This is a genomic window from Tistrella mobilis KA081020-065 (assembly GCF_000264455.2).
Lineage (GTDB): Bacteria > Pseudomonadota > Alphaproteobacteria > Tistrellales > Tistrellaceae > Tistrella > Tistrella mobilis.
In genome coordinates, this window is the sequence record NC_017956.1 from 2,455,736 (window position 1) to 2,480,740 (window position 25,005).

23 protein-coding genes are annotated in these 25,005 nt (G+C 70.0%); 4 read left to right on the plus strand and 19 right to left on the minus strand.

What is annotated here, in order from left to right; genetic code table 11:
* Positions 1–16: 16 nt before the first annotated feature.
* Both TMO_RS32915 and TMO_RS11125 read right to left on the minus strand, forming a co-directional pair.
* Positions 17–301 carry a transcriptional regulator domain-containing protein gene (locus TMO_RS32915; protein ID WP_416069006.1) on the minus strand — a complete coding sequence of 95 codons (285 nt, stop codon included), beginning with the start codon at positions 299–301 and terminating at the stop codon, positions 17–19.
* A 179-nt stretch (positions 302–480) separates the two neighbouring features.
* The gene (locus TMO_RS11125) at positions 481–765 is read right to left on the minus strand and encodes a hypothetical protein (RefSeq protein WP_014745722.1); all 285 of its coding nucleotides are present in this window, start codon (positions 763–765) and stop codon (positions 481–483) included.
* Positions 766–1,001: 236 nt separating this feature from the next.
* On the opposite strand from TMO_RS11125, the gene TMO_RS11130 reads away from it, so the two are divergent.
* Complete coding sequence (locus tag TMO_RS11130) at positions 1,002–1,259, plus strand: helix-turn-helix domain-containing protein (protein ID WP_041604924.1); 258 nt, start codon at positions 1,002–1,004, stop codon at positions 1,257–1,259.
* Between the two features lie 63 nt (positions 1,260–1,322).
* The gene (locus TMO_RS11135; protein ID WP_014745724.1) at positions 1,323–2,156 is read left to right on the plus strand and encodes a class I SAM-dependent methyltransferase; all 834 of its coding nucleotides are present in this window, start codon (positions 1,323–1,325) and stop codon (positions 2,154–2,156) included.
* Positions 2,157–2,230: 74 nt separating this feature from the next.
* Here TMO_RS11135 and TMO_RS11140 read toward each other — a convergent pair whose 3' ends face one another.
* The 4 genes from TMO_RS11140 to TMO_RS11155 all read right to left on the minus strand — a co-directional run bounded on the left by TMO_RS11140 (position 2,231) and on the right by TMO_RS11155 (position 8,676).
* Entirely contained in the window at positions 2,231–2,554 is a 324-nt protein-coding gene (locus TMO_RS11140; protein WP_014745725.1) for a DUF736 domain-containing protein, read from the minus strand.
* Positions 2,555–3,231: 677 nt separating this feature from the next.
* Positions 3,232–6,498 (minus strand): error-prone DNA polymerase, encoded by a 3,267-nt coding sequence (locus TMO_RS11145; RefSeq protein WP_014745726.1) that lies wholly within the window; start codon positions 6,496–6,498, stop codon positions 3,232–3,234.
* A complete protein-coding gene (locus TMO_RS11150; RefSeq protein ID WP_041604925.1) occupies positions 6,498–8,009 on the minus strand; it encodes a DUF6504 family protein in 1,512 nt (503 codons plus the stop codon). The genes TMO_RS11145 and TMO_RS11150 overlap by 1 nt, the downstream gene beginning before the upstream one ends.
* Positions 7,924–8,676, minus strand: a complete 753-nt coding sequence (locus TMO_RS11155) for an ImuA family protein (protein WP_014745728.1) — start codon at positions 8,674–8,676, stop codon at positions 7,924–7,926. Before TMO_RS11155 ends, TMO_RS11150 begins: the two co-directional genes overlap by 86 nt.
* 184 nt (positions 8,677–8,860) lie before the next feature.
* On the opposite strand from TMO_RS11155, the gene TMO_RS11160 reads away from it, so the two are divergent.
* Positions 8,861–9,187: a DUF6894 family protein gene (locus tag TMO_RS11160; protein ID WP_041604926.1), complete on the plus strand. Its 327-nt coding sequence runs from the start codon at positions 8,861–8,863 to the stop codon at positions 9,185–9,187.
* Positions 9,188–9,227: 40 nt separating this feature from the next.
* On the opposite strand, the gene TMO_RS11165 is transcribed toward TMO_RS11160, so the two are convergent.
* The 3 genes from TMO_RS11165 to TMO_RS11170 form a co-directional block, all read right to left on the minus strand.
* Positions 9,228–9,716, minus strand: coding sequence for a hypothetical protein (locus tag TMO_RS11165; protein WP_051045504.1), 489 nt, complete (start codon positions 9,714–9,716; stop codon positions 9,228–9,230).
* A 132-nt stretch (positions 9,717–9,848) separates the two neighbouring features.
* Positions 9,849–10,022, minus strand: coding sequence for a hypothetical protein (locus TMO_RS31665; RefSeq protein WP_014745731.1), 174 nt, complete (start codon positions 10,020–10,022; stop codon positions 9,849–9,851).
* A gap of 215 nt (positions 10,023–10,237) precedes the next feature.
* On the minus strand, positions 10,238–10,825 hold the full coding sequence (locus TMO_RS11170) for an SOS response-associated peptidase (protein WP_014745732.1): 588 nt from the start codon (positions 10,823–10,825) through the stop codon (positions 10,238–10,240).
* A 45-nt stretch (positions 10,826–10,870) separates the two neighbouring features.
* On the opposite strand from TMO_RS11170, the gene TMO_RS11175 reads away from it, so the two are divergent.
* Entirely contained in the window at positions 10,871–11,371 is a 501-nt protein-coding gene (locus tag TMO_RS11175) for an SOS response-associated peptidase family protein (protein ID WP_081598874.1), read from the plus strand.
* A 7-nt stretch (positions 11,372–11,378) separates the two neighbouring features.
* On the opposite strand, the gene TMO_RS11180 is transcribed toward TMO_RS11175, so the two are convergent.
* From TMO_RS11180 to TMO_RS11225, 10 genes are all read right to left on the minus strand, one after another.
* Complete coding sequence (locus tag TMO_RS11180; protein ID WP_014745733.1) at positions 11,379–12,317, minus strand: DUF2493 domain-containing protein; 939 nt, start codon at positions 12,315–12,317, stop codon at positions 11,379–11,381.
* A gap of 228 nt (positions 12,318–12,545) precedes the next feature.
* Positions 12,546–13,682: a toprim domain-containing protein gene (locus TMO_RS11185; protein ID WP_081599011.1), complete on the minus strand. Its 1,137-nt coding sequence runs from the start codon at positions 13,680–13,682 to the stop codon at positions 12,546–12,548.
* A 13-nt stretch (positions 13,683–13,695) separates the two neighbouring features.
* The gene (locus TMO_RS11190) at positions 13,696–18,039 is read right to left on the minus strand and encodes a strawberry notch family protein (RefSeq protein ID WP_014745735.1); all 4,344 of its coding nucleotides are present in this window, start codon (positions 18,037–18,039) and stop codon (positions 13,696–13,698) included.
* A 165-nt stretch (positions 18,040–18,204) separates the two neighbouring features.
* Positions 18,205–18,804 (minus strand): DUF6927 domain-containing protein, encoded by a 600-nt coding sequence (locus TMO_RS11195; protein WP_014745736.1) that lies wholly within the window; start codon positions 18,802–18,804, stop codon positions 18,205–18,207.
* An 85-nt stretch (positions 18,805–18,889) separates the two neighbouring features.
* Entirely contained in the window at positions 18,890–19,264 is a 375-nt protein-coding gene (locus TMO_RS11200) for a DUF6915 family protein (RefSeq protein WP_014745737.1), read from the minus strand.
* Positions 19,265–19,274: 10 nt separating this feature from the next.
* Positions 19,275–19,766, minus strand: coding sequence for a DUF6878 family protein (locus TMO_RS11205; RefSeq protein ID WP_014745738.1), 492 nt, complete (start codon positions 19,764–19,766; stop codon positions 19,275–19,277).
* Positions 19,767–19,835: 69 nt separating this feature from the next.
* Entirely contained in the window at positions 19,836–20,093 is a 258-nt protein-coding gene (locus TMO_RS32820; RefSeq protein WP_051045506.1) for a hypothetical protein, read from the minus strand.
* 371 nt (positions 20,094–20,464) lie between these two features.
* Positions 20,465–22,621 (minus strand): ParB/RepB/Spo0J family partition protein, encoded by a 2,157-nt coding sequence (locus TMO_RS11215; protein WP_014745740.1) that lies wholly within the window; start codon positions 22,619–22,621, stop codon positions 20,465–20,467.
* Between the two features lie 180 nt (positions 22,622–22,801).
* Complete coding sequence (locus tag TMO_RS11220) at positions 22,802–23,602, minus strand: endonuclease/exonuclease/phosphatase family protein (protein WP_014745741.1); 801 nt, start codon at positions 23,600–23,602, stop codon at positions 22,802–22,804.
* A gap of 169 nt (positions 23,603–23,771) precedes the next feature.
* Complete coding sequence (locus tag TMO_RS11225) at positions 23,772–24,731, minus strand: ArdC family protein (protein WP_014745742.1); 960 nt, start codon at positions 24,729–24,731, stop codon at positions 23,772–23,774.
* Between the last annotated feature and the right edge of the window lie 274 nt (positions 24,732–25,005).

A 25,005-nucleotide genomic window follows, 5' to 3' on the forward strand; every position in this document is an offset into this window, starting at 1 on the left:
GATCGCTTCGACCTCGTCAGCCCGGAGCGCAGGGTCCGGGGCGAAAGGTCAACCCCCATCGCCCCAGCGGGTCGCGCGGCGCCGACCAGGGCAGCCGACTGGACGAGATCGTCGACTTGGGCGGGGAGCGGCGAGTCGCGTCGGTCGGCGACGCAGACGCAGCTGCGAGCGGACCGGCAACCTCGTCGCGGAACTTGGGATTGCGGCGCAGGAACTCCCAGGCGAGGCCCTGGCCGTCAAGGTCGAGCGAGTAGCGGTAAGCGGCCGGAAGCCGCCAAGCCTCTTGGGCTCTCATTGGCATCTCCCATTCGTGTGCGCGCAAGGCGCGCAGTCATCCCAAGAGGTTGAAGGAATGGGAAGATTCTACCAGACCGGGCTTGGCCATACGGCCAATGGTTAATCCGGGGATGCGCAAAACCGCAGTGCCGTATCGGCGGCTTTACGGAGAACCGCTATGCCGGCGAAGCCCAACTCCCGCCGTCAGTGGAGTCGAGCCTCTCGCAGCAGGTCGGCGTAGCCGCTCTCTGTCATCCACCTGGCGCGCGTCAGGTGCGTGTCGTAGGCGCGGCGCGCGCGAGCCGGCTCGCGTGCGGGATCGATGCGGAGCACGAGCTGGCACGCCTCCTCCCAAGTCGCGGTCGGGTCTTCCAGCGAGTCGAGCAGGCGCATGTAGGTGACGACGTGCAGCCGGTCGTAGTCGGTCAGCGCAGAAACGGTCGGCGCTTCATCTTGAATATCGGGTTCCAATTCGGCCTTGATCCGCATCGTCCCTCCTTTCCGAGCCGGCCTCGGCCGCTCATTCATTGGAGACAGATCTTTCACGAGGGCCGGCAGCGGCCCGCATACGCCGGTGACGAAAGATTCACCAAAACAACTCTCGGCATTCAACCTGATCTTCCTGACGGCACTGCGACGCAAGGAGCATCAGCGGTGAGCGCGGGACAGACCTTATGAACTATAGGTAATAAACTCAATCGGCGCCGCTGGCCAAGGCTGACCGCATGGACATGCGGCGGTTGGTCGGGCGGAACGTCAGGAGGGCAAGGCAGGCGAAGGGGCTCACCCAGGAGCAGCTCGCCGAGGGCGCCGGATTCTCTCAGAAGTATGTGAGCGATCTGGAGCGAGGGCTCGAGAACCCGACCGTCATCACCCTGTTCGAGCTCGCGCAGCGCCTCGATACGACGCCGGTCGCGCTGATCACGCCGGACGAGGAAGCGATCCGGGAAACCGGGAAGGCGAACGGTCTTCGGACCAAATAGCGAGGTTGCGGCTGCTCCGCATGCAGCGCTACGGTGTTATAGTGTAACATCCGGAGATCAGGCGTGAGCGACTCGGCGGCTGCCATCATCCACGATTCGGATACTTGGGACGCGACGGCCGCAGACTATGAGGCGCTGGCCGAGCCGTTCACGCGGCAGTACGCCGAGAAAGCGCTGGAGCTGGCTGGCGGCGTGGGTCCCGGCGAGCGCGTGCTCGACGTGGCGGCCGGCACCGGCGCGCTGACGCTCGCGGCGGCCCGCGCCGGGGCGCGGGTGCTCGCGACCGACTTCTCGCCCGGCATGGTCGCACGGCTCGGGGAGCGGCTGCGGAGCGAGGGCTTCGATCGCGCCGGCTGCGAGGCGCGGGTGATGGACGGTCAGGCGCTTGAGCTGCCGGACGGCGGCTTCGACGCGGCGTTCTCGATGTTCGGCGTCATGCTGTTCCCTGACCACCGCAAGGGACTTGCCGAGCTCGCCCGGGTGCTGCGGCCCGGAGGGCGAGCGGCCGTGGCCGTCTGGACCCGTAAGGAAGGCGCGGGTCCGGCGCTCGTGCTGGTGGACGCGTTCCGGTCGGCGTTTCCGGACCGCGAGGCGCCGTCATTCCCGGCGCCCGGGATGAGGCGGCTTATGCACGCCGACGCGCTGGCGGAAGACATGCGCGAGGCGGGCCTGCGCGAGGTGACGGTCACGACCGTCACTGGGGCGTGGACCGCGCCCTCGGCCGAATGGGTGGCGGACAACGTCGACCGGCTCTACCGTCAGTTCCCGCTTTATGCCGCGCTCGGCGAAGGCGAGCGCCGGCAGGTGCGCGAGGCGATCCGCGAGCGCCTCGGCCGCACGAGCGCAGGCGAGGTGCGGATCGAGTCCGACGCCCATGTGGGCGTTGGCCACCGCTGACTCTCTCTGCAAGCGACCATCAAGCGCGCGAACGCCCCGCCCGGGTATCGGGCGGGGCGTCCTGGCCCTCCGGCTCAGTCGCCGCGGCGGCCGTTCGGGCGGGACCAGATGAGGCTGTGGCTCTTGCCGTCCTCGTCCTCGAAGAGGTTGGCGTAGATGGGGGCGGTGAAGCTCGGGTCGTCGAGCTTGAGGCCGAGGTAGTCGCGGCCCTCGTTCGAGCGCTTCTCCCAGGCGGCCCCGATCTCGGCGCGGCCGACGAAGACCCGGTGCGAGGGGGCGTTCTCGTTGGTCCGGTTCTGTTCGGGGACGATGCGGACGTTCTTGGCCTGAACCGAGAGGGTGACGATCTCGCCGGTGAACTCGTTGCCGGACTTCTTGAAGGTGCCGATGGTCGCCATGGTAGTCTCCTGTTTCGCTGTCTCGAGCCCGCGCCCATCGCGGCCTCGATGGCGGTCGCCCGGCCGGGGGCGGTCGACGACGCAGCCTTCAGGCCCGCAGCAGAGCGGAGGACGGCGGCAGAGCGACTTTCTTGCCTCGCGAGGAATGAGCGAAGCTCAGGGGAAGAAAGTCGAGCGGCCGCCGTTGCGGCTCAGGCGACCGAGGCAAAGCCGGCCCTCGGCCAGACCAGGCCATTGAAGAGGCGGCGTGGGACGCGGCACCTGAACAGCGCTTCCACAGGAGACGTGGCGGGCATTGGCTCCTTGCCTCAAGAGGTCGCAGACGATCGTAGCGTGATCGGCGGCTCCGGCGTGCAGACCGGCGGGTGCATTCCCTGCAACTCTGGACTGGACGGAACGCCTCCGACGCGGTCCGCTCGCGGAACTGCTGCCGAGTCGCCGCGCCTGCATCAAGCGCTACGAGGGCAGGAGCTTCTCTGAGACCAAGCGCTCCCAAACGTCACCTCACCCCTATGCCGATCGCGAGCCGAAGCGGACCGATCAAGCCGTCCGGTCCTGCCACGGCAGGTCAGCGGCACCCGAAGGTGGCCGATGCTCCGCCCGATACCCGGGCGGGTCGCTCGCGCGCGGGCCGCCGGGTCAGCAGTGGCGATACCGGGCACGGCCCTTTGCGTCCCTCAGCGGAAATCCCGTGAGCGCACCTGAATGGCAGCCGGCGCCGTGGGATCGGGGATACAGACGTCGCGCGGCTTCATCGTCGGAAGCTTGGGCGAGCGTGGGTCCGGGCCTGCTCCGCCGCCCCGGATCTCGTCGCCGCGGCCGTGCGGAACCGCCAGCCCGTCGTCGCCGGCTCCGATCATCCTCAGCATGTCGGTGAAGTCGTAAAGCTGCTCGGCGATGACGTGGATGACCTCGCCGTCCTTCTGCACGCGGCCGGTGCAGCCGATCATCTCGGCCGAGCGCACTAGGCGCTCCTCGCGCTCGAAGAGCTTCGGCCAGACGATAAGCTGGGCGTAGGCCGTCTCGTCCTTCAACGTCACGAACACGACGCCTTTGGCGCTGCCCGGCATCTGCCGGAAGCGCACGATCCCGGCGACGGTGACGCGCCGCCCGTCGCGGGCGCGCTTCAGCGCGGCCGCGGGCAGGATGTTCATGGCGTCGAGCTCCGGGCGCAGGAAGGCGACCGGATGCTGGCGCAGGGTGAGGCCGAGATTGCGGTAGTCCTCGACCACCTCCTCGCCGGCGGTGAGCGGCACGAGCGTCACCGCCGCCTCTTCGATCTCCGGGCGGATGAGCCCGTCGCGGAGGTCGGCCACCGCGAACAGCGGCAGCGGCTCGCCCTTCAGGCCCTTCGCGGCCCAGGCCGTCTGGCGACGATCGAGGTCGAAGGACTGAAAAGCGTCGGCGTCGGCCAGCCGTTTCATAGCGGCGGCCGACACGCCGGAGCGCAGCCACACCTCCTCCACGCTCGCGAACGGTGCGGGCCCGCGCGCGGCGACGATGCGGGCCGCATCGGCATCGCGCAGGCCCTTCACGAGCCGCATCCCTAACCGGACGGCGAAGCCGCCGGTGCTGCTCGGGCACGGCTCCAGCGTGCAGTCCCAGCGCGAATGGTTGGCGTCGACCGGGCGCACCTCGACGCCGTGCCGGCGCGCATCGTCCACGAGGTCGTCGACCGAGTAGAAGCCCATCGGCTGGGCGTTGATGATCGAGGCCAGGAAGGCGTCCGGGTGATGGTGCTTTGCCCAGCTCGACGCATAGGCGATGATCGCGAAGGAGGCGCTGTGAGACTCGGGGAAGCCGTAGCTCCCGAAGCCCTTGATCATGTTGAACATGCCTTGGGCGAAGTCGCGCGGGTAGTTGTTGGCGACCATGCCTTCCACGAAGTCGGCCTCGAAATGGCTGACCCCGCCCGTGTATTTGAAGGTGGCCATGCTGCGCCGGAGCTCGTCCGCCTTCGAGGCGGAGAAGCCGGCGCATCGGATGCTGAGCGCCATCGCGTGTTCTTGAAACAAGGGCACGCCGTGCGTCCGGCCGAGCACCTCTTCGAGCTCGGGCGTGAGGAAGGTGTAGGTCTCGATCCCGAGCCGGCGCCGGATGAACGGATGCACCATCTGGCCCTGGATGGGGCCGGGCCGGATCAGCGCGATCGAGATGACAATGTCATACCATTCGCGCGGGCGCAGCTTCGGGAGCATGGCCTGTTGGGCTCTCGATTCGATCTGAAAGACGCCGATCGTCTCGGCCCGGCAGATCATGTCGTAGACGGCCGCGTCCTCGGCCGGGACGGTGGCGAGATCGTAGTCGAGGCCCTTGTGGCTGCGTAGCAGCTCGAAGAAGCGGTGCATGCAGCCGAGCATCCCGAGCCCCAGGATGTCGACCTTCATCATCCTCAAGGCGTCGATGTCGTCCTTGTCCCATTCGATGACGGCGCGCTTCTCCATGCGCGCCGGCTCGATCGGGACGATCTCGTCCAGGCGATCCTCGGTGAGCACGAAGCCGCCCGGATGCTGCGAGAGGTGCCGGGGCACGCCCATCAGGTGACGGTGGAGCCGCAGCGCCAGCTTCACCCGGTAGTCACCGAGGTTCAGGTTGACCTCGCGGGCGTGCTTCTCGGTCACGCCCTCGCTCGACCAGGACCAGACGAGCCGGGTGAGCTGGAGGATGACGTCGCGCGGGAAGCCCAGCGCCTTGCCGACGTCGGCCATGGCGCCGCGCGAGCGGTAGCGGACGACGGTGGAGGTGAGCGCAGCCCGGTCGCGCCCGTAGCGCTCGTAGATCCATTGGATGACTTCCTCGCGGCGATCGCTGTCGAAATCGACGTCGATGTCCGGCGGCTCGGCCCTGTTGCGGCTGACGAAGCGCTCGAAGAGGACATTGTTTCTCGCTGGGTCGATCGACGTGATGCGGAGGCAGAAGCACACCGCGCTGTTGGCCGCGCTCCCCCGGCCCTGGCACAGGATGTCCTGGCTTCGTGCGAAGGCGACGATGGAGCGCACCGTGAGGAAGTAAGGCGCGTAAGCGAGCTCCTCGATCAGCGCGAGCTCGTGGCGGATCTGCTTTGCGACCTTCTCGGCCACGCCGTCGGGATAGCGCTCGGCCGCGCCCTCCCAGGTGAGCTTCTCGAGCGCCTGCTGCGGCGTGAGGCCGGGGATCAACGCCTCCGTCGGGTACTGGTACTTGATCTCGGCGAGCGAGAAGCGGCAGCGGTCCACAACCTCCAACGTCCGCGCGACGGCCTCGGGATGCTCCTTGAAGAGCCGCGCCATCTCCGCCGGGCTTTTCAGGAAGCGGTCGGCGTGGCGCTCGCGCCTGTAGCCGAGCGCGTCGACCGTGCATTTCTCGCGCACGGCCGTGACCACGTCCTGCAGGATGCGGCGCTCCTCGGCGTGGAACAGCACGTCGTTCGTCACGATCGTCGGCACGCGCGCTCGCGCCGCGAGGCCGGCGAGCGCGTGGAGCCGCAGCGCCTCGTCCGGCCGGAACCGCGGCGTGAGCGCCAGATACGCCCGGTTCCCGAATGCCGCCCGCAGCCGCGAGAGGTTCGCGGCCAGCTCGTCGCCGGGCTCGCCGGCCAGCAGCACGGCGAGGAGCCCCGCCCCGTGCTCCGCCACGTCCGCCCACGCCAGCCGGCACTTGCCCTTCCCGGCCCGGCCCTTGCCCAGCGTCAGCAGCCGGCAGAGCCGGCCATAGGCCGCGCGATCGGTGGGATAGACGAGGAGCGACGTGCCGCCGGCGAGGTCGAGGCGGCAGCCGACGACGAGCCGGACGCCGGTGGTCTTGGCCGCCTCATGGCAGCGGACGATGCCGGCGAGGCTGTTGCGGTCAGCGACGCCGAGCGCCGGCAGGCCGAGCAAGGCGGCGGTCGCGAACAGTTCCTCGGGACTCGAGGCCCCGCGCAGGAAGCTGTAGTGCGTCGTCACCTGGAGCTCGGCATAGGCCATCAGCCAAACACCCCGTGGATGAACCAGCGCACGCCGGCGTTGCTGCGCCCGTCGCGGAATAGCCAGAAGCGGCCGCCCTCCTCGTCCTCGATCCGGTAGTAGTCGCGGGTGCCGCGGATCTCGGAAGGCTGCCGCCACCATTCGAGATGGATGCGCTCCGGGCCGTCGGCGCGCCGGACGCGATAGGCGCGGCCGCGCCAGACGAAGCGGGCCGGCGGATCGTCCGGCAGGAGCGCCACCGTTTGCACGGGCTCGGGCGCGAACAGCCAGAACGGGCGCGGCAGGGCCGGCCAGGCGGTGTCGGCCGCGACGCTCAGCGGATCGATGCGGCGCACCGTCCGCTCGGGCAGGTCGCTTTCGACGGGGGCCGCGCCATAGACCCGCGCGACTTGCGGCAGGTTGGCGAGCCGGTCGACCAGCTCGGCGAGGTCGCCGCTCAGGCCGGCACCCTCGCCCAGTTCGGCCAGGGCGGACTGGCGCGCCCCGAGCGGCTCGGTCAGCGAGGCGACCAGCATCATGGCCTCCACGCCCCAGCCGGGGTCCACCTCCTCCAGCCGGTCGGTGAAGAGCCGCGCGAGGTGGCGCGGGTCGCGCGAGGGCCGCGCCGTCCCAACCCGCAGCGCGAGCGTGACGCGATCGACGCGCTCGAACAGGAGGTCGAGCGAACGCGCGCCGTAGCCGCGCCGTTCGAGGTCGGTGCACAGGTCCCCCGCGAGGCGCTCGGCCGCCCCGGCAAGCGCCTCGGCGCTGCCGATCGGCTCGGCAAAGGCGCACCGGCGGCGCGGGGCCTCTTCCGGGAACAGCGGCGTGATCGCCTCGAAGGCGCCCCCGAGCGCCTGATCGAGGCGGCGGCCGAGCTCGGGGCCGAAGCGCAAGGTGAGCGGCGCGCGCGGCTCGCCGTAAAGCTGGCCCACGCGCTTGAAGCCGAAGCGATGGAGATCGCCGGCCACCTCAGGCTCCAGCCGTAGCGCGGCGACGGGCAGACGCGCCAGCGTCTCGGCCGTCCGGCCCGGCGCGACCACGCTGACGGGCTCACCGCCGAAGCGCGCGACGGCATGCGCCGCGCCCGGCGTGTCGGCGATGGCCGCGCGCACGGTGATTCCGGCCCGCTCCAGCGTACCGGTGATTCGCGCCAGCATGGGCTCCTCGCCCCCGAAGAGATTCGCGCAGCCGGTCGCATCGATGAGGATGCCGTCCGGCGGGTCGGGCGCGGCGATCGGCGACCAGCGCCGGGCGGCCCACATGGCGAGCTGGCGCAAGCCGGCGGCGTCCGCGTCCGGATCGGCGTCGGCGACCTCCAGCCCGGCGACGAGCGCGTTAGCGTGGGCGATCGACATGCCCGGACGGAGCCCGGCGGAACGCGCGGCAGCGCAGGCGCCCGCGACCACCCGGCGCGCGCCGTCCCGCGCGGCGGTGACGAACGGCCTACCGGGCGGCAGCGCGGTGCCGTTCGTCCGCCGAAGCCGATCGGTCGGCCACGTCGGAAGGAACAGCGAGACGACCCTGCACATCGCAGCCCTCCATGATCCAGTCGGCGGCCTCCCCGCCGCGGCAGCGGGTGAGCTCGACCCGCCAGCGCGGCCGGCCGACTCCGGCGACCGGCAGCGGCGTCGAGGGCAGCGCCGTCAGCCGCCAGCGGCTCGCCGCAGCCGTCGGGTCGGTGACGGCCGCCCCGGCCCAGCGCCTGAGCGCCAGCGCGACGACGCCGGAAGCCTCGGCGGCGAGTTGCAGGCGGCGCGCCTCGGTCAAGGAAAGCTTGCGGACCTCGCCGACGACGCCGGCGAGGCCGCGGTGGCGCAGGCCCTCCTCCATGACGAGGAGCACGCTTGAGTCACCCCCGTGCGTCTCGGCGAACAGGAGGCGCTCGGGCTTCAGGCCGACCGCCGACAGCGCCGGCGCGAACAGGTCGCGGCGGCTGAGACACCACAGCACCGGCCCGTTGAGGCGTGCCAGGATGCCGCCGACGAACAGGCCGGCGGCGGCGGCGTGCGTCAGCTCGGGTCCGGACGGGCCGACCTCGTGAAGGGCGCCGAGCGCCAGGCCGCCGTCCGGCAAGCGCCCGTCGATGGCGGGCGCCCCGAACGGCAGGACGGCGCGGCGGGTCCGCCCCGAACGCTCGACGCGCGCGATCTGCGCGCGCAAGTCGTCCAGAACGCGGGTGTGCCGCGGATGCGCCATGGTCCTCCAACGGCTGCGAGCCGATCCATGTTCCTGTTATGTTCTATTGTTCGCCGCAGAGTCAATCCGCCGCACCGGGAAGCTGCGGATTAGCTAAGGGTGGCAAGTTGGGATTGCGGGGAAGCCACTCGGTGTCTCGGGAGGTGCAATTCACCCTGCGCGAGAGGCACCCCGACCTGACCGGATGGGTACTGCCGAGTTCATTACTCAGGTGAATGCAACCGCTTGGGCGGAGCGGTATTGGTCCGGCGACAAGCAATTGACGATCGCTGATACAATGCCCCGCTTTTACTTCGACGTTCGCGACCGTCGCAGCAGCACGATCGATGATGATGGAGTCGATATGCCGGATGCCGAGGCGGCCTGCGCGCAAGCCGCCGTCGCCGCGGCTGAAATGCTCAAGAGCCTGGTTCCCTGCGACGCGACGGAGTTGTTCGTGGCGGTGCGCGACGAGCGTGGCCAAAGGGTGGGTGAGGTCACGGCCGAGGTGCGCGTCACCCAGCACGCTTAGGGATCAAGGCCGGCGCTGCGCCCGGTCGCGGCGCCGCAGATTACTCGGCTGGAGCGGGCAGCCGCAGCGGCTCCGGAGGGGGTTGCGGCGGAACTCCGCCAGGCGCTGAGCGCGCCTGTACTGAGAGGTCCGTGAACAGGGTCAGACGCGCCGCCGCGGTGAACCCGACTATCGCCGCTCCGATTACGGCGAACACCTGCCGCCACGTCTCGGACGGGATGCCGATGGCCGAGAGGCCGAGGATGGCGTGATAGCCGGCAACGGCCGCCGGTGCGGCGAAGGCCACCGCGAGCGCCAGGCGCACGACGGGCGAGCGGATGGTGCTGAAAAGGATTTGGCCGCCAACGAGCGTGGCGACACCCGCGATGAGGCCGACCGCTAAGGAGCCGAGGACGCCGGCGCCTGTGCCGTAGGCCCACATGCCGGCGGTCACGGCGGCGAAGAACGGCAGCGCGTAGACGGCGAGCGTGAACAGCAGCCAGCAGATGAAGCCGAGGCCCAGGATGGTCAGCACGACGGCGAGAAACATGGCGTCCTCCATGACGAATGGATCATCGGACGCGCTTCCCACCTCCTCCACGGCGCGTCGGCAGCAATAGCAGATGAGAGGCCGGCCCGGAATCCGGTTTCGGAAGTCCGGGCCGACCGGCGGATGACCCGTTCAGGCGGCGAACGGGTCATATTCGGTCACGATCGTGTCGGGATCGCCGTCGAACTCGGCTGACGGGCAGACGCTGAAGAGGCCGTTGCCGGCCTTGAAGAGGGTGACGCAGGCCATCAGGGTGGTAGCGAGGTCCCAGGCGAGCTGCTGGGCGAGGCTGAGGTTGTCGGACATCGGTCGGCTCCTGTCTTCGGAGCGGGGACCGTCCCCGCTCGACAGGCGCCCGATGTGTCCGGCGGCTGGCCGCAATCACCGCGAAGGCGAAGCCGCCGCGGCCGCACGCGACAGCGTAAGCGGACCCTTCACGGGTTGATGGCGTCAGGCCAGGCGCCGGACCAAGGATAGCGCCTCAAAGAGCGGGGTGGCCGCCCTCCGAGGAGTGCCGACGCTCAAGCAACCTGCTCCACGCGCAGGCTTCCGGCAGCAAGCGGCCGCAGCAGCTCCCTGGCCGGGACCTTGGGATCGAGCCAGCGCGTCCAGTCGGCCCGGTGAAGCACCACGATTTGCCGGTTGTGGTAGGGCGCGACGTCGGGACCGGGCTCCGTGGTCAGCATGGTGAAGGCCTCGCCGACGTCGGTGCTGCGCCAGATGCCGGCGATGCAGAACCAGGGCTCGTCGGCCTTGGTGAAGAGCCACTTGTGCTTCCGCTTGGCCTTGCGGTCCTCTGGGGCCGTGAACTCGTAGAAGCCGTCGGCGATGATCAGGCAGCGGCCGTTCATGAACTCCCGGCCATCGGACCTGAAGTTGTAGACCGGCTGTTTGTTCGGCCCCGGCCAGCTCCAGCGGCGCTGGACGAGGTCGGCCGTCCCGGGCTCGTCGGGCGCGGCCCTGACGATCGCTCCGATGTCGGTGATCTTGATGCCGTCCCGCGGCTCCAGGTTTGGGATGCCTTCCGGGAAACGGATCCGGACTTTGATGTCGCTGAAGTCCTGCCGGATCGTGTCCAGGTCGACGCGGCTGCGGTAGTCATTGCACATGAGAGGCCCAATATTCGGTGCTGGGTTGCGTATATACTGAGTTCGATGCGTCGGCAGCTTAGCTTATGGGGAGACTGGACACGAAACAGGCCCGGCGAGCCTGCGCCGGTCATTCGGCGGACGGGCGACGACATCGAGCTCGTCGAGCTCCATTGGGGCCTGAAGCCGAGGAGCCCGGAGGATCGTCCGGCGATCAATATCCGCTCGGAGGGGCGGCATTTCCCGAGCCATCGCTGCCTTGTGCCCGCCTCGGAGTTCTTCTTCTCCACGGGTTCCGGTGCGCGGCGCACCCGGTGGAAGTTCAGCCTGGCGGATGGCGACTCCTTCTATTTTGCGGGCATCTGGTGGCCGGCGTCGGAGGACTGGCCGGAGTCCTACGCCGTCCTCACGATCGCGGCCAATCCGGACGTGGCTCCCTACAACGGCCGACAGATGGCCGTGATCCGCCGTGAGGATCGGATGGCGTGGCTCGACCTGACGATCCCCGAGGAGGAGTTGCTTCGACCGCTCCGAGCTGGGAGTTTCCGGGTGCAGCGAGAGCGGTAGACGGCGCTCACGCGCCGCCTCCCTTGCGGAAGTCGAAGAGCGGAATGCCGAGCTTGCGCGCCTTGTCGGCCAGGTTGTCCGAGATGCCGGAGCCCGGGAAGACGACGACGCCGATCGGCATGACCTCGAGGAGCTGGTCGTTGCGCTTGAAGGGCGCCGCCTTCTGGTGCTTGGCCCAGTCGGGCTTGAAGGCGACCTGCACGACCTTGCGATTGTCGGCCCAGCAGGCGGCGATGCGCTCGGCGCCTTTCGGCGATCCGCCATGCAGGAGGACCATGCCGGGGTGCCTGGCATGCACCCGGTCGAGCGCGGCCCAGATCGCCTGGTGGTCGTTGAAGTCGAGCCCGCCGGTGAAGGCAACCTTCGGCCCTGAGGGCAGCATCACCTCGGTGTCGGCCCGCCTGCGGGCGGCAATGAAGTCGCGGCTGTCGATCATCGCGGCGGTCAGGTTGCGTCGGTTGACCATCGAGCCGGTGTGGGGACGCCACATCGATCCGGTGTGGGTCTCGAAGAGGTCGGCGGCCTGGTCGCGCATGAGCTCGAAGGCGTTGCGGCGTTCGATCAGCGTCAGGCCCTCGGCGAGCAGCCGTTCCAGCTCGACCGATTTCACCTCCGAGCCGTCCTGCTCGCGCTGTGAGCGCTTCTGCGCCTGCTCGTTGTCGTCGAGCTCGCGCTCGATGCGGTCGGTCGTGCGGTGGAAGAGGTTGACCGTGGACCAGAGGAGGTCGTCGAGGTCGGGTTCGAGGCGCGTGTCGGCGAGTGTCGAGACCAGGGCATCGAAGATGTCGGCCAGCGCGCCGCGAACGACAGGCTCCTCGGGGAGCGGCCGGGGGTCGGGCTCGTCCTGGAAGGGACGATGTCCGTAGAGCTGGAGTTCGGAGAGAAGCGAGGAGGTCGGGGATTCGGCGTGTGCGGGCTCGTCGTCGGAAAGGTGGTCGGTCGTCATGGTCGGGTCCTCTCGTCGGGTGGCCGCGCCCATCGCGGCCTTCGCAGGCGACGAAGACCGGGGGCGGAACGGGACTGCACCGCCGGGCAAAGCCCGAGCGGCCGCAGCGCAGCGAAGGACGGCGAAGGCCAAGTTTGTTGTCGCGCGAGGAGGCGCCGGCACGGCGCCGGGGAAGAAACTTGGCCGCAGCCGTTGCCGGCCCGGGCCGCTTCCGGTCCGATCGCCCTCTCAGAAGGCCGTGGGCGGGGCTCTCTCCCGACGCTCGGACCCTGCCGCAACCGAACCGCCCGTGACCGGAGACGCCGGGCCTACCGCCTTTTCCCGGTCTCCTGCCGCAATGAAGGCGGCGAGGAAGCGGTCCACGTCCGCCGGGGCGAGCTGCACCCGGAGCGCCGCGGCGAGCGCCCCGGCGCCCAAGGTGCGCAGGTCTTCGTTGAAGTCCCCCAGGGCCGGCGTCAGCGTCAGCGCCTCGATGCCGGCCGCCTCCGCCCGTTCGGTCAATCGTGCCGTCGCCCGGTGACCGGCCGGATCGTCGTCGCGAGCGATGTAGAGCCGGCGCAACGTCGAAGGGAGCAACAAGGCGGCGAGGTGATTGGCCGAGAGCGCCGCGGCCATTGGCAGCTCGGGCATGACCTGCCGCAGCGACAGCATCGTCTCGATGCCCTCGCCGGCCGCCATGATGTCGAGAGCCGTGCCGAAGCGGACGGCATGACCGAGAAGGTCGCCCATCGCTTTCCGCTGCGTGGCGACCGGCGCCTTGTCGCGCGTGGTCGGGTCGAGCCAGGTGCGGTGGACGCCGGTGAGCGTGCCGTCGAGATCGCGGACCGAGGCGATTAGCGCCGGCCAAGTCTCCGTCGGCCCCTCGTCGTCGGCCCGGTAGTAGCAACGCGGATGGAAGCGGAGCGCGCCGACGTTGCGCAGATCCATAATGCCGCGACTACGCAAATACGCTTCTGCGAGCGTGCCGGCGATCGACTGCGAGATCGCCCACAGCCGGCGTGCGGCCTCCGGCGATCCTTGCGGTGCAGGACCGACCCGTTGTGCCTCGCGAACCGGGCGGGGCAAGGACAGGAACCGGCGCGCCTCGTCCAGAGTGTCCTTCAAGCTGTCGAGGTCCTGGCTGAGGGCGATCAGGTCGAGGAGGTCGCCATGTTCGCCGGTGGCGGCATCGGTCCACTTGCCCGCTGCGCCCTTGCCCGAGGTCGGGCCCGTCAGGCGCACGAACAGGCTGCGGCCCGGCGTGTTGAACACGTCGCCGACGAGCCAATAGCGGCCCTCCTTGCGGCCGTTGGAAAGATAGTGGCGGCACACCGCCTCGGCGTGGTGCGCGAGGCGGTGGGCCAGGTCGGCGGCGGGGCTCAGCATCATCGGCCCCTCCTCACGCCGCCGCCCGCGCGGCGACCCGCGCGAGCGGGTGCCGGTCGAGCAAGGCTGCCAGGATCGCCGGACCCTGTGCGCCGGTCGGCACGAACAGCCGCAGCTTCCAGGCGATGATCTCGGAGACGAGCCCCGTCGCCTTCAGCCGATCGACCATGCCATCGCTGAAGCCGGCGAGCTCGACGCGCGTGGCGTTCATCACGGTGGCGCGGCGGACGGTCAGCCCGTCGGCAAGGTGGAGCGTCGCGCCGTCGGCGAGCACCGCGGTCCAGGCATCGCCCGCCGTCATCGTGGGCGCATTCGAGCCGATCGCCTGTGCCACCCACGCTGGCGACACCTGACGGCCAATGATCCGCTCGCCCTCGTCGGTCTGGAGGCGGTAAACCCGGCAGCCCTCGTCGGGCAGCCGCCGCCAGATCGGCAGCAGCAGGCCGGTCACGACATACATCGTGCTTGTCGTGAACTCCGGCAGCTCGGCGAGCTCGGATTCCCAGGCCCGCGCGAAGGCGGCCTCGTCCGCCTCCTCCCAGGAGGTCGCCGGCAGCATGGCGGCGGCGAGCGACGTGCGCTCCATCGGGCGCACGAGGCGGATGCGGCGCTCCACCTCGCCATCGTCGAGCACGAGGCTCGGCGCCGGGACCTGCACGGCCGCGCGGTGTGACTTGGCGTTGACCAGCAACCGGCAGCCGCGCTCGCGGCCGCGGTCCAGCGCCTCGGAGAGCGTCAACGGTTCGTTCCGGTCGCGACGCGCGATCGTGAACACCTGCGTCTCGGCGCCGGTGCCCGGATGCGTGTAGATCGTCCTCCGCTCGGCGACGGTCAGGCTCTCGGCCGTGATCGTCTCGACGCCGCGGTCGTAGGTTCCGGACGCGATCGCGCCCTCGATCTTGGCGCGCAGCAGCCCCTCGAACACCTCGAACAAGGTGTTCTGCAGGTCGATGGTGAGCGCGAGCAGCCGATTGAGGAACTGCGTGATCGGCGGAAGTTCCTCCTTCAGCGAGCCGTCGCGGTCGGTGAGCGAAAGTCCGGTCGCGTCCTCGAACCGCCCGAGCGAGCAACCCTCGACCTTGCCGGCGTAGAGCAGCATGTAGAGCTGGCGCAGCGCCGCCCGCGCGTAGACGCTCTCCAGATTGTCGTCGGCGCGGAACAGCCCCTGGCCGCCGGTCTGGCGCTGGCCGCGGGTGATCGCGCCCAAGGTGTCGAGCCGCCGCGCGATGGTGGAGAGGAAGCGCTTCTCCGCCTTCACGTCGGTCGCGATCGGCCGGAAGAGCGGCGGCTGGGCCTGGTTGGTGCGATTAGTGCGCCCGAGCCCCTGGATCGCGGCGTCGGCCTTCCACCCGGCCTCGAGCAGGTAGTGGACGCGCAGCCGCCGGTTCTTCGCTCCGAGATCGGCGTGATAGCTGCGGCCCGTGCCGCCGGCGTCCGAGAAGATCAGGATGCGCTTGTCGTCGTCCTGGAAGGCCGAGGTCTCGGCGAGATTGGCCGAACCGGCCCGGCTCTCGACGGCGAGACGCATCTCACCGTCCGACCCGATCTTGCGGACGATGCGCCGCGAGCGTCCCGTCACCTCGGCGACGTGCTCGGTCCCGAAGCGCTGCACGATCTGATCGAGCGCGCCCTGCACGGGCGGCAGCGCGGCGAGCCGCTCGATCATGCGGTCGCGGCGCTCGACGGCCTCGCGGCACTGGACCGGCTGGCCGTCCCGGAAGACAGGCCGGGACGAGAGGTTGCCCTCGCCGTCGGTGAACTCCTCGAAGAGCTGCGTCGGGAAGGAGTGCGCGAGATAGTCGAGGACGTACTCGCGCGGCGTGATGTCGACGGAGACGTCGCCCCACTCCTCGGTCGGGATCTCGGCCAGGCGGCGCTCCATCAGCGCCTCGCCGGTCGAGACGATCTGGACAACGCAGGCGTGTCCAGCCTCAAGGTCCCGCTCGATCGAGCGGATCAAGGTCGGCGTCTTGATCGCCGTGATCAGGTGATTGAAGAAGCGCTGCTTGGCGCTCTCGAAGGCCGAGCGCGCCGCCGACTTCGCCTGCCGGTTCAGCGTGCCTTCCGCGCCGGTGATGTTCGCCGCTTCCATGGCGGCCGAGAGGTTGTTGTGGATGACCTCGAAGGCGCCGGCATAGGCGTCGTAGATGCGGGTCTGCTCGGGCGTCAGCTCGTGCTCGACCAGCTCGTATTCGACGCCTTCGTAGGAGAGCGAGCGCGCCGTGTAGAGCCCGAGGCTCTTGAGGTCGCGGGCGAGCACCTCCATCGCGGCGACGCCGCCGGCCTCGATCGCCTGCACGAACTCAGGCCGCGTAGCGAAGGGGAAGTCCTCGCCGCCCCAGAGCCCGAGGCGCTGGGCATAAGCCAGGTTGTGAACGGTGGTGGCGCCCGTCGCCGAGACGTAGAGCACGCGCGCGTTCGGCAGCGCGTGCTGAAGGCGCAGCCCGGCCCGGCCCTGCTGCGAGGGCGCCTGGTCGCCGCGCTCGCCCTTGCCGCCGGCGGCGTTCTGCATGGCGTGGCTCTCGTCGAAGACGATCACTCCGTCGAAGTCGGAGCCCAACCAGTCGACGATCTGGCGGACGCGCGAAACCTTCTCCTCGCGCGCATCGGACCGCAGCGTGGCGTAGGTGGTGAAAAGGACGCCTTGCTCCAGACGGATGGGCGTGCCCTGGCGGAAGCGCGACAGCGGCGTGATGAGCAATCGCTCCTGGCCGAGCGCCGACCAGTCGCGCTGCGCGTCCTCGATCAGCGTGTCGCTCTTCGAGACCCAGAGCGCGCGGCGGCGGCCCTTCAGCCAGTTGTCGAGAATGATGCCGGCGACCTGGCGGCCCTTCCCCGCGCCGGTGCCGTCACCGAGCATGAACCCGCGCCGGAAGCGGATCGCGCCCTCTGCGTCGTCCGCGGCGGCCGAGACCTGATCGAAGGTCTCATCGACCGTCCACGACCCGGCGAGATGGCCGGAATGCGCCTCGCCGGCGTAGATGACGGTCTCGAGCTGGGCGTCCGAGAGCAATCCGTCCGCCACAAGGCCGGTCGGCAAGTGAGGCCGGTAGCTCGGCTTCGGCGGCGCGACCGAGGCCATCGCGGCCGACTGGACCAGCGGCGTCGGATGCGGCTGCGCGCCCGGGATGCGGATCGACTGGAGAGCGTAGCTCTCATAAAGCGCCTCGCTGATCGGCCGCCCCTCGGCCGGTGCCCAGTCGCAGGTCTCGTACTCGAGCTCGACGGCGTCGGCCGCCGCGGGTGCGAGCGGACGCGCCGCAGGCGCGCGCAGGCGCAAAGCCGGAGATGCGGCCTTGCGGAAAGCCGGGAGTGCGCCTGCCCGGCTTGGCGGGACCGCCGCGCGGGGCGGAACCTGCTCGGCGACCCATCCAAGCAAGGTGGCGGCGTCCGGCGCCATGCCGGGCGAGGCCGGGAAGGAGCAAGGATCGGCGGCCGGCACGCGGTCGATGACGGTGAGCCGCGTCTCGGTCGTGGTGCCGTGCCGCGCGTAGACGCGCCCCTCGATCGCCGCCGTGAACCGGATCGTCCCGCGCTCCTGCAGCCGCACGAAGGCGTCACGCCAGGCCGGGCTCTCGGGCGAGAGGTTCGCGCCGGTGATGGCGACGAGGCGACCGCCCGCGGCGAGACGGGCCAGCGCGGAAACGACATGGCGGAACGCGGCGTCGGCGACGCGACCCTCGACATGCGCCCCGGCCGAGAAGGGCGGGTTCATCAGGACGACGGTCGGCCGGATGTCACTATCGAGCAGGTCGTGGATGTGCGCCGCGTCGTGACGGGTGACTGGCGCGTCCGGGAACAGCTGATCGAGCAGCCCGGCCCGGGTCTCGGCGAGCTCGTTGAGGACGAGCGGCGCACCGGCGAGCTCGGCGAAGACGGCGAGGAGGCCGGTGCCGGCCGAGGGCTCCAGCACGAGGTCGTCGGGCGCGATCCCGGCAGCGAGGGTTGCAACGAAGCCGAGCGCGGTCGGCGTCGAGAACTGCTGGAGCGCCTGGCTCTCCTCCGAGCGGCGCGTCTGCGACGGCAACAGCGCCGCGACCTTCGCCAGCATGGCGAGCTGCGCCGCCGCCGTTCGGGCGCGCATGGCCGGACCGAACTTGCGGAGAAAGAGGAGCTGCGCGACCTCGCACGCCTCGTAGGCGTCCTTCCAGCTCCAAAAGCCTTCCGCGTCGGAACCGCCGAAGGCGGCCTCCATCGCAGCGCGCAGCGCGCGGGCGTCGACCGCCTCGCCGCGGGCAAGGACGGGCAAGAGCCGCTCGCCGGCCCGGAACAGCGCGGCGGCACGGTCGGCGGGGGATGACGCAGGCGGAAGCAACGGCGCGACCGGAGCCGCCGCCGACGAGGAGATCGGGGTCATGAGCTGAGCTTTCGGAGAGCGGGAGGGGAGCGGCCGGACGCGGCGCTCTCTCGACCCCGCCCGGCTCAACCCCGTCCCGGCCGACCTCTCCCTCTCTGACGCCCCCAAGAGAAAAGGCCCGACGCGGGGACGCGCCGGGCCTGGAGGTGGACGGAACGGCTGCGCTCAGGCGCGCGGAGCGTCGACGAGCCGGTATTCCCGCCGTTTCACGTTCGGGATGCGGTAGAGCCCGCCGCGTTCGGGATCCCGGAACAGCACGGTGCGATGGCTGCGCCGGTTCTTCACGACCTCGAGCCGGTCGAAGCTGCGGCCGTCCGCGAAGGCGACCGGCTCCTCGAACACGATCGTCTGCCCGGGCCGGGGCGTCGGCTTGGCAGCGAGTGCCTGACGCGCCGCCGCGTTTTGGCGGCAGCGGGCACGCCACTTCACGGCAAAGGGCCGATCGGTCGGCGTCAGGAGGTCGAGGATCGACTCCGGGCAGTCGGCCTCGCAAGGCCCCATGCCCTCGTCCATATCCTTGTAGCCGAAAATATAGCCCTCGCGGTCGCGCGGGTTGTAGCGGACGAGGCATACGGCGGCGAAAACCTCGCGCTGTCCGCTGTCCGTCCGGATGTGCTCGATGGCGGCATAGTAGACGCGCATGCCGACGAGCGCCGATTTGAGCACGGTCGAGCGATGGTCGGGACGCTCATAGGTGAACTGAGCGTCGAGATATTGGCGCGGGCCGGAATGGCCCTGGAGGGACTGCATGTAGAGCCAGCCCATGGCGTGGTTCCTTTCTCATGGTCGTGAAATGCTAAGAGCCCGGCGCGACGGCCGGGCTCTTCGAGGGTGGTTGGGTGATGAGAGGTCAGGCGGCGGAGGCCGCCGTCGCCGCGAACGGGTCGACGTCGCGGTGGATCGGCTGGGCGCGGCCCATCCAGGGTTCGGCCCGGATGCAGCGCACCCAGTCGGCGAAGCTCGGGATGAAGCCGAGATCCTCGCGCACATGCTGTTCGCCGATCAGCCGCACCGGCACGACGCGGCCGGTCGAGATTGTGATGGTCGCGCCGAAGAAGCGCTCCAGCATGAAGATGCCTTCGGCATGGTGCCGGAGCGCCCGGTGGCGGAAGTCGGCCGTGATCGCCTTCGACTCGTCGAACCACTGGTGCAGGGCGAGGTAGTCTTCGGCCGTCCCGCCCCATTTCCTCGCCGAGGAGAGCGCGTGGTGATAGCAATGTCCCATCGCGCCCTCCTCAGAACTCGTGCTCGGAATATTCGGTGTCGATGAAGCGCTCGTTGTATTCGAGCGTGATGGTCCGGGCGGCGACGTCGAAGGTGAATTCGCCATAGGCGCCCTCGTTGTCCTCCCAACCGCCGTGCGTCTGTTCGAGAAATCGGTAGGCCATCTCCTCGATCGCCCCGTGGACCGGGAGCCTCTGCCGCTCCGGCTCGGTGCCTTCCCACGGCGCCTTGGCGATCTCGATCGCATCGGCGGGCAGAGCGACGTCGTTGTTGTGCGCGTCGCGCGCCTCGACGGACTCGATCTGGCCAGAGTCGCCGCAACCGTCGAAGGTCACGAGGACGATGACGATGCCGGCGGCTTCGAGCGCGCCGAACAGTGCGGCCTTGTTGGCCGGGAGCAGCTCCGCCGCGAGGCGGTCACGCTCGGCTTCCCGAGCGAGGTAGGCGGAGTAATCGGGGCTGATGGTCGGGGCGGACGCAGCCGCCTGAGTGGTGTCGGTCATGTGTTATCTCCAGAAATGACGAAGCCCGGCGCGTGGCCGGGCTCGCGGGGTTGGTCGGTGCGGTGGTGGTCAGTAGCCGAAGCGCCAGCTCGGCCAGTCCTGGCCGTTGTCGGACGCGGCGAGCGCCTGATCGAGGTAAGCCGGGTCGCCCTCGACGACCTTCGGGTCGGTGACAGGCGTCTCGTCGATCACGACGACCCTGGTCACCGTGTCGTCCTCCACCTCGACATGGACCGGGACGAGATAGGAGAAGACGACCCGTTGCGGCTCGGCCGACGCAGTTCCCCCTCGGCCCGGTCTTGATGGCTCGTCCGGGTGCTCAAACACGGGTAGATCGAGCAGCGGTTCAAGGTCGGCGTCGAAGAGCACCCAAGCGGCGTCGCTCGCATGCGCTTCGCGCAGCACGGCGAGAAGCGACGCGGGCAGGCCCTCGGTTTCTCCATCCTCAACGATGCCGGTGTGAACCCAGCAGCCGTAAGAGTGCGGCTCGACGATGAGGCCATGCCAGGGGTCCTCGGGATCGTAGCGCGAGCCGCCTGGCCGGCCGGGGCCGGTCTCGGCGAGGTGGAGGAGCTTGGCATAGGTCTCGGGCTCGAGATGCAGCACCGAGACCTCGCCGTAACGGCGGGTATCCATGGAATGTCTCCTTTGGAAGAGAAGCTGCCGGGGCGCGATGGGCGCACCCCGGCAGACGACGCTCACTCGGCGGCGATCGCGTGGACCGGATCGGACTCCTCGCCCTGAGCGGACCCATCCTCGTCATCGGTGAGGAAGGCCGGCAGCTCGGCGGCATCGGCCTCGGGCTGCTCGGCTTCGACGGACTGCTCCGGACCGCCGGGCGTGCGCAGCGGCTCGGGCACCCAGTCCGTGTCGGCGAGGAGCCGTTCGGCCTCCTTCGCCATGTCGCCCTTCTTCAGGTGGTCGATGAGCTGCGCGGCCTGCTCACCCTTCGCCTCGCGCACCGCCTCCAGGATCCGGCCCTTGGTGACGCGGCCGAGATAGTTCTCGACCGTCGGCGTCCAGCCGGCCTCGGCCATGTCGAGGTTGACCGCCCGGGCGAGCCGGTCGGCTTGGCGCATGCGGCGCTCGAGCCCGTGCTGGGAGAGGCCCGCGCCGCCGTAGCGGTCGACCTTCTCGAACAGGGCGTTGACGCCGTAGCTGACGCAGTGCGCCAGCAGCGCCAGCCGGCTCGCCTCGTCGAGCGCGTCGAGCCAGTCCCACAGCGCCTGGTCGTCGCCGACCGGCATGTCCGCCGCCCACGCCTTCCGCCGCTCGTCGACGGAACGGGCCGACGGGCTGTCCTTCAGGTCCGCCGCTTGCGCCGAGAAGAAGACGTGACGGACCGACACCTCGAGGCACCCGCCCGCGGTCGAGGTGCGGACGAAGGTGTCGGTGACGAGCTTGTGCAAGAGCGCGGTGAGCGCGACGTGCGGATCGTTCGCGACGGCGTCGCGCAGCGCCAGCGTGCGATGGGCAGTGAGCTCCATCATCAGCCGCTCGGGCAGCGGCTTCAGGCCCTCGTCCTCCTCCGGCTCGGGCTCGCTCGCCCCGCCGATGGTGATGACGGCGCGCTGCACGGCGGGCGACGTGCCGACATCGGTGCCGGACGCGACGGTCGCCTCGTCCCCGTCCGCGCCGGCGGCCGAAACCTCCGGCTCGACAGGCGCCTCGTCCTCGGGCCGCACGAAGCCGCGCTCGACCTTCAGGTTGCCCATGCTGTCGATGCTGACGAACGCGCCGGCGCGCGCCACCTCGGCCGCCTCGAAGGACGGCGGACGGTTATGGAAGGCATCGAGCGCCGCCTCGATCTCGCCAAGCCGCTGGTCGATCTCGTCCGGCAGGTCGTCGGGTGAGTCGGCATACTCCTCCTCAAGCGCGCCGTACTCCTGCTGGAGCGCGTCGTAGGTCGCCTGCTCTTCGTCGGTGAGCACCGGCCCCGTCGCCCGCAGCCGCCGCAGACCCGCGCTGTGGCCATAGGGGAAGTCGGTCGCGACCTCGATCCACTTCCAGCCCTCGTCGGCGATCGTCTGCGCTTCCGCCTGCAGCTTCTCGACGACGAGCCGGTCGAGCAGCGCCGGATCCTGCAGCCAGCCGCCGTCGTCATGCTGGAACAGGTCGCGCAGCACCACGCCGCAGGCTTCCTCGTAGGCCGCGACTCCGACGAACTGGGCGCGGCGGTCGGAGGCGCGCACGGCGCCCTCGGTCAGCATGCGCCGGACCTGGTAGGGCTCCTTGTAGGGCTGGCGGGCGAGCGCCTCCCAGACCTGTTCCTGGCGGGCGTGGTCGTTCGTCACGGTGAACGCCATCAGGAGATCGAGCGTGATCCCGTCCTCGGCGTAGAGGTCGAGGAGCTTGGGGCTCACCGCCGCGAGCCGCAGGCGCTGCTTCACCACCGCGGGCGTCACGAAGAAGCGGGCCGCGATGTCCTCCTCGGACTGGCCTTGCTCGCGCAAGGACTGGAAGGCGCGGAACTGGTCGAGCGGATGCAGGTCGACGCGCCGGACGTTCTCGGCCAGCGAATCCTCCTCAGCCGAGATGCCGTCGTCCGCCGTCTTGACGACGCACGGGACCGGGGCGGTCTTGGCGAGGCGCTTCTGCTTCACCAGCAGTTCGAGGGCGCGGTAGCGCCGGCCGCCGGCCGGCACCTCGAACATGCCGGTCTCCTGGCCCTCGCCGTCGAGCACGGGCCGGACGCTGAGGCCTTGCAGCAGACCCCGCCGGGCGATGTCTTCGGCGAGCTCCTCGATCGAGATCCCGGCCTTCACGCGCCGGACGTTCGACTGGGAGAGGATGAGCTTGTTGAACGGGATGTCCCGGGACGCGCTCAGGACGATCTTCTTGGCAGCTTGAGCCATGGTCAGTCTCCATGACGGGCCGGCCGAGAGCCTCTCTCTCGGCCTCCCAGCCCGTCACGAAGCCCGGCGCAGCCCTCTTCCTCTCGGGAGAGCCGCGCCGGAGACTAGGAAGAACAGGGCCGGCGGCACGCGCCGAGCCTGCGGCGCACCGCCGACAGTCGGGCCACGTCGATGCTGCCGCTAGAGCCGGAGGACCAACGGGCAGTGATCCGACACCTCTGGCTCGTAGGTCACCTCGAAGCCCGCGAAGTCGCCGATGCGGTCGATGAGCATGTAGTCGGCGAACCGGCCGGGCTTCGCGTAGTGCGAGCTGCGCGTGCTCTCGAACCCGAACCTGGTTACCAGCTCGGTGAGCCCGGCTCCTTTGAGGATCGCCAGAGTCTCGCTGTCGGGTTCGACGTTGAAGTCGCCGCACACAACCCTGAGGTCGCCGGCCTCGGAGACTCGGTCAGAGAGCTCCAGCAGGCGACGGGCCTGCTTGGCCCGCTCCGGCGTGTCCATCTTGCCCCTGAGATCGCGCAGGCCGTGCATGTGCGCGATGCTGACGGTCCTATCTCGCCCGTAGTCGTAGACCCGGACCGCGTGGGCGCTGCGGGACCTCGGATGGTCGCCGTACCCATGGGCTGAGAACGACTTGTGGACAAAGCCCTGAGCCTGCGCGATCACGGGAAGCGACCTGTGCACGAACGTCGCGAGCCCCCATTGCGAGGGGATCGAGACGTCGCCGTCCCAGAGGACACCCTGCGCGGCGGGGCAGAAGTAGGCGACGTGGTTGGGCAGCGCCGACGCGACGTCCCGGAAGAAGTTGGCGCGCTGCGGCAGCACGTGGTCGCCGTCGCGATAGGTCAGCCAGTCCTTTTCCGTCTCGGGGCTGTGCACGACCTCCTGAAGACACAGAACGTCGGGGCGCTCGGAGCCGACATACTGCACGAGCGTCTGATGCAGCTTCCCGCCCCAACCGTTCAAACACATCACCTGCATTCGTTCTGCTCCTGACGAAGGCCAGCTCCGAGCGGCGCGGGACTTTAGTTCGCGGCCCGGCTCGGACAAACCGTGGACTTTCGCTTCCGCCGTGGCGCGGCTCGCCGACGGTCGGGTGACCGGGAAGCACCCGACATGGCTAGGCGCGCGACCCACGCGGCGGAACCGATCACGCGGCCACCCGCTCGAGATCCACGTCGTGCGTGTGGGACGCCTCGGCGCCGGGCCGGAAGGCGAGCAGGAAGTCGGCGGCCTTGGACGCGGCCGACGCCGCGCGCACCACGGCCCGGTTGTCCTCGCGCAGGACCTCGAGCCAAGAGCCGATATAGTCGACGTGGCGGACGGTCGGCACGATGCCGAGCGTGGCGCAGCAGAAGGCGGCCGTCATCTCGGCGACGAGCTCCTCCTGCGCGTACTTCTTCGACCCGAAGCCGCCGGTCATGTCACGGGCGAGCCGTGAACCGTGGCCGGTCCAGTGGCCGAGCTCGTGCAGCGCGGTGCGGTGCCAGTTGACCGGCTCGAAGTAGGCCTCGGGCCGGGGCACCTGGATGTAGTCGAGCGCCGGCGAGTAGAACGCCTTGTCGCCGCCGAGCCGGAGATCGGCGCCGCTCGCCCGGATGAGCGCCTCGACCTCGGGCAGGATCAGGCCGTCGGGCACTGGCGGCGGCGCGGTGACGAGATCGTCGGGCAGGCCCTCGCACTGGTCGGTGGAGAAGACGGTGAAGCGCTTCAGGAACGGGATCGCCTGGGCTTCCTCACCGGTCTCGCGGGCGCGCTGCTTCTCGTCGTCCGGCACGAAGCGGTCCGCGTAGACGACGGTGGTGCCGCGCTCGCCCTTGCGCACGTTGCCGCCGAGCGCGAGCGCCTGGCGGAAGGTGAGCCAGCTCTGGCAGCAGAAGCCGCGGGCCACCACGGCGCCCCAGAGGATCAGGACGTTGATCCCCGAATAGGCCCGCCCGGTGGCTGCGTTTTTCGGCATGGAGAGCGGCGCTGCCACGCCGCGCGACCCCCAGGGCTGGACCCAGGGCAGCCGGCCGGCCTCCAGCTCGGCAATGAGCTTGTCGGTGATTTCCTGATAAAGGCTCGCCCGGTCTGAACCGGAGCGGCCGCGAGCGGCATTGCGCGCCATGGCGGTTCTCCATGACGGGCCGGCCGCGAGCCTCTCCCGCAGCCCTCAAACCCGTCACGGCGGCAGCCGCCGGCCTCTCCCTCTCTTCGGATCGCGGCAGCGCCTTGCGCTGGGCGCACGCCCGCCTCCGTACCGGGCCAGGCTCCGATCGGGGCGTTGCGGGGTGCCCCCGCAGAAGAGGGTGTGGAGGAGACCGCCCCACGGGCTACGACCAGGGAGAAGGCCTTCTCCCCTCAGCTCGGCGGTATCGGGCGCGACCGTGCGACCGGTATTT

Excerpts from the sequence above, each read along its gene's own strand:
- TMO_RS32915 (WP_416069006.1), bottom strand. The coding sequence starts at position 301 with ATGCCAATGAGAGCCCAAGAGGCTTGGCGGCTTCCGGCCGCTTACCGC.
- TMO_RS11125 (WP_014745722.1), bottom strand. The coding sequence starts at position 765 with ATGCGGATCAAGGCCGAATTGGAACCCGATATTCAAGATGAAGCGCCG.
- TMO_RS11130 (WP_041604924.1), top strand. The coding sequence starts at position 1,002 with ATGGACATGCGGCGGTTGGTCGGGCGGAACGTCAGGAGGGCAAGGCAG.
- TMO_RS11140 (WP_014745725.1), bottom strand. The coding sequence starts at position 2,554 with ATGGCGACCATCGGCACCTTCAAGAAGTCCGGCAACGAGTTCACCGGC.
- TMO_RS11145 (WP_014745726.1), bottom strand. The coding sequence starts at position 6,498 with ATGGCCTATGCCGAGCTCCAGGTGACGACGCACTACAGCTTCCTGCGC.
- TMO_RS11150 (WP_041604925.1), bottom strand. The coding sequence starts at position 8,009 with ATGTGCAGGGTCGTCTCGCTGTTCCTTCCGACGTGGCCGACCGATCGG.
- TMO_RS11155 (WP_014745728.1), bottom strand. The coding sequence starts at position 8,676 with ATGGCGCATCCGCGGCACACCCGCGTTCTGGACGACTTGCGCGCGCAG.
- TMO_RS11160 (WP_041604926.1), top strand. The coding sequence starts at position 8,861 with ATGGGTACTGCCGAGTTCATTACTCAGGTGAATGCAACCGCTTGGGCG.
- TMO_RS11165 (WP_051045504.1), bottom strand. The coding sequence starts at position 9,716 with ATGTTTCTCGCCGTCGTGCTGACCATCCTGGGCCTCGGCTTCATCTGC.
- TMO_RS31665 (WP_014745731.1), bottom strand. The coding sequence starts at position 10,022 with ATGTCCGACAACCTCAGCCTCGCCCAGCAGCTCGCCTGGGACCTCGCT.
- TMO_RS11170 (WP_014745732.1), bottom strand. The coding sequence starts at position 10,825 with ATGTGCAATGACTACCGCAGCCGCGTCGACCTGGACACGATCCGGCAG.
- TMO_RS11175 (WP_081598874.1), top strand. The coding sequence starts at position 10,871 with ATGCGTCGGCAGCTTAGCTTATGGGGAGACTGGACACGAAACAGGCCC.
- TMO_RS11180 (WP_014745733.1), bottom strand. The coding sequence starts at position 12,317 with ATGACGACCGACCACCTTTCCGACGACGAGCCCGCACACGCCGAATCC.
- TMO_RS11185 (WP_081599011.1), bottom strand. The coding sequence starts at position 13,682 with ATGCTGAGCCCCGCCGCCGACCTGGCCCACCGCCTCGCGCACCACGCC.
- TMO_RS11190 (WP_014745735.1), bottom strand. The coding sequence starts at position 18,039 with ATGACCCCGATCTCCTCGTCGGCGGCGGCTCCGGTCGCGCCGTTGCTT.
- TMO_RS11195 (WP_014745736.1), bottom strand. The coding sequence starts at position 18,804 with ATGGGCTGGCTCTACATGCAGTCCCTCCAGGGCCATTCCGGCCCGCGC.
- TMO_RS11200 (WP_014745737.1), bottom strand. The coding sequence starts at position 19,264 with ATGGGACATTGCTATCACCACGCGCTCTCCTCGGCGAGGAAATGGGGC.
- TMO_RS11205 (WP_014745738.1), bottom strand. The coding sequence starts at position 19,766 with ATGACCGACACCACTCAGGCGGCTGCGTCCGCCCCGACCATCAGCCCC.
- TMO_RS11215 (WP_014745740.1), bottom strand. The coding sequence starts at position 22,621 with ATGGCTCAAGCTGCCAAGAAGATCGTCCTGAGCGCGTCCCGGGACATC.
- TMO_RS11220 (WP_014745741.1), bottom strand. The coding sequence starts at position 23,602 with ATGCAGGTGATGTGTTTGAACGGTTGGGGCGGGAAGCTGCATCAGACG.
- TMO_RS11225 (WP_014745742.1), bottom strand. The coding sequence starts at position 24,731 with ATGGCGCGCAATGCCGCTCGCGGCCGCTCCGGTTCAGACCGGGCGAGC.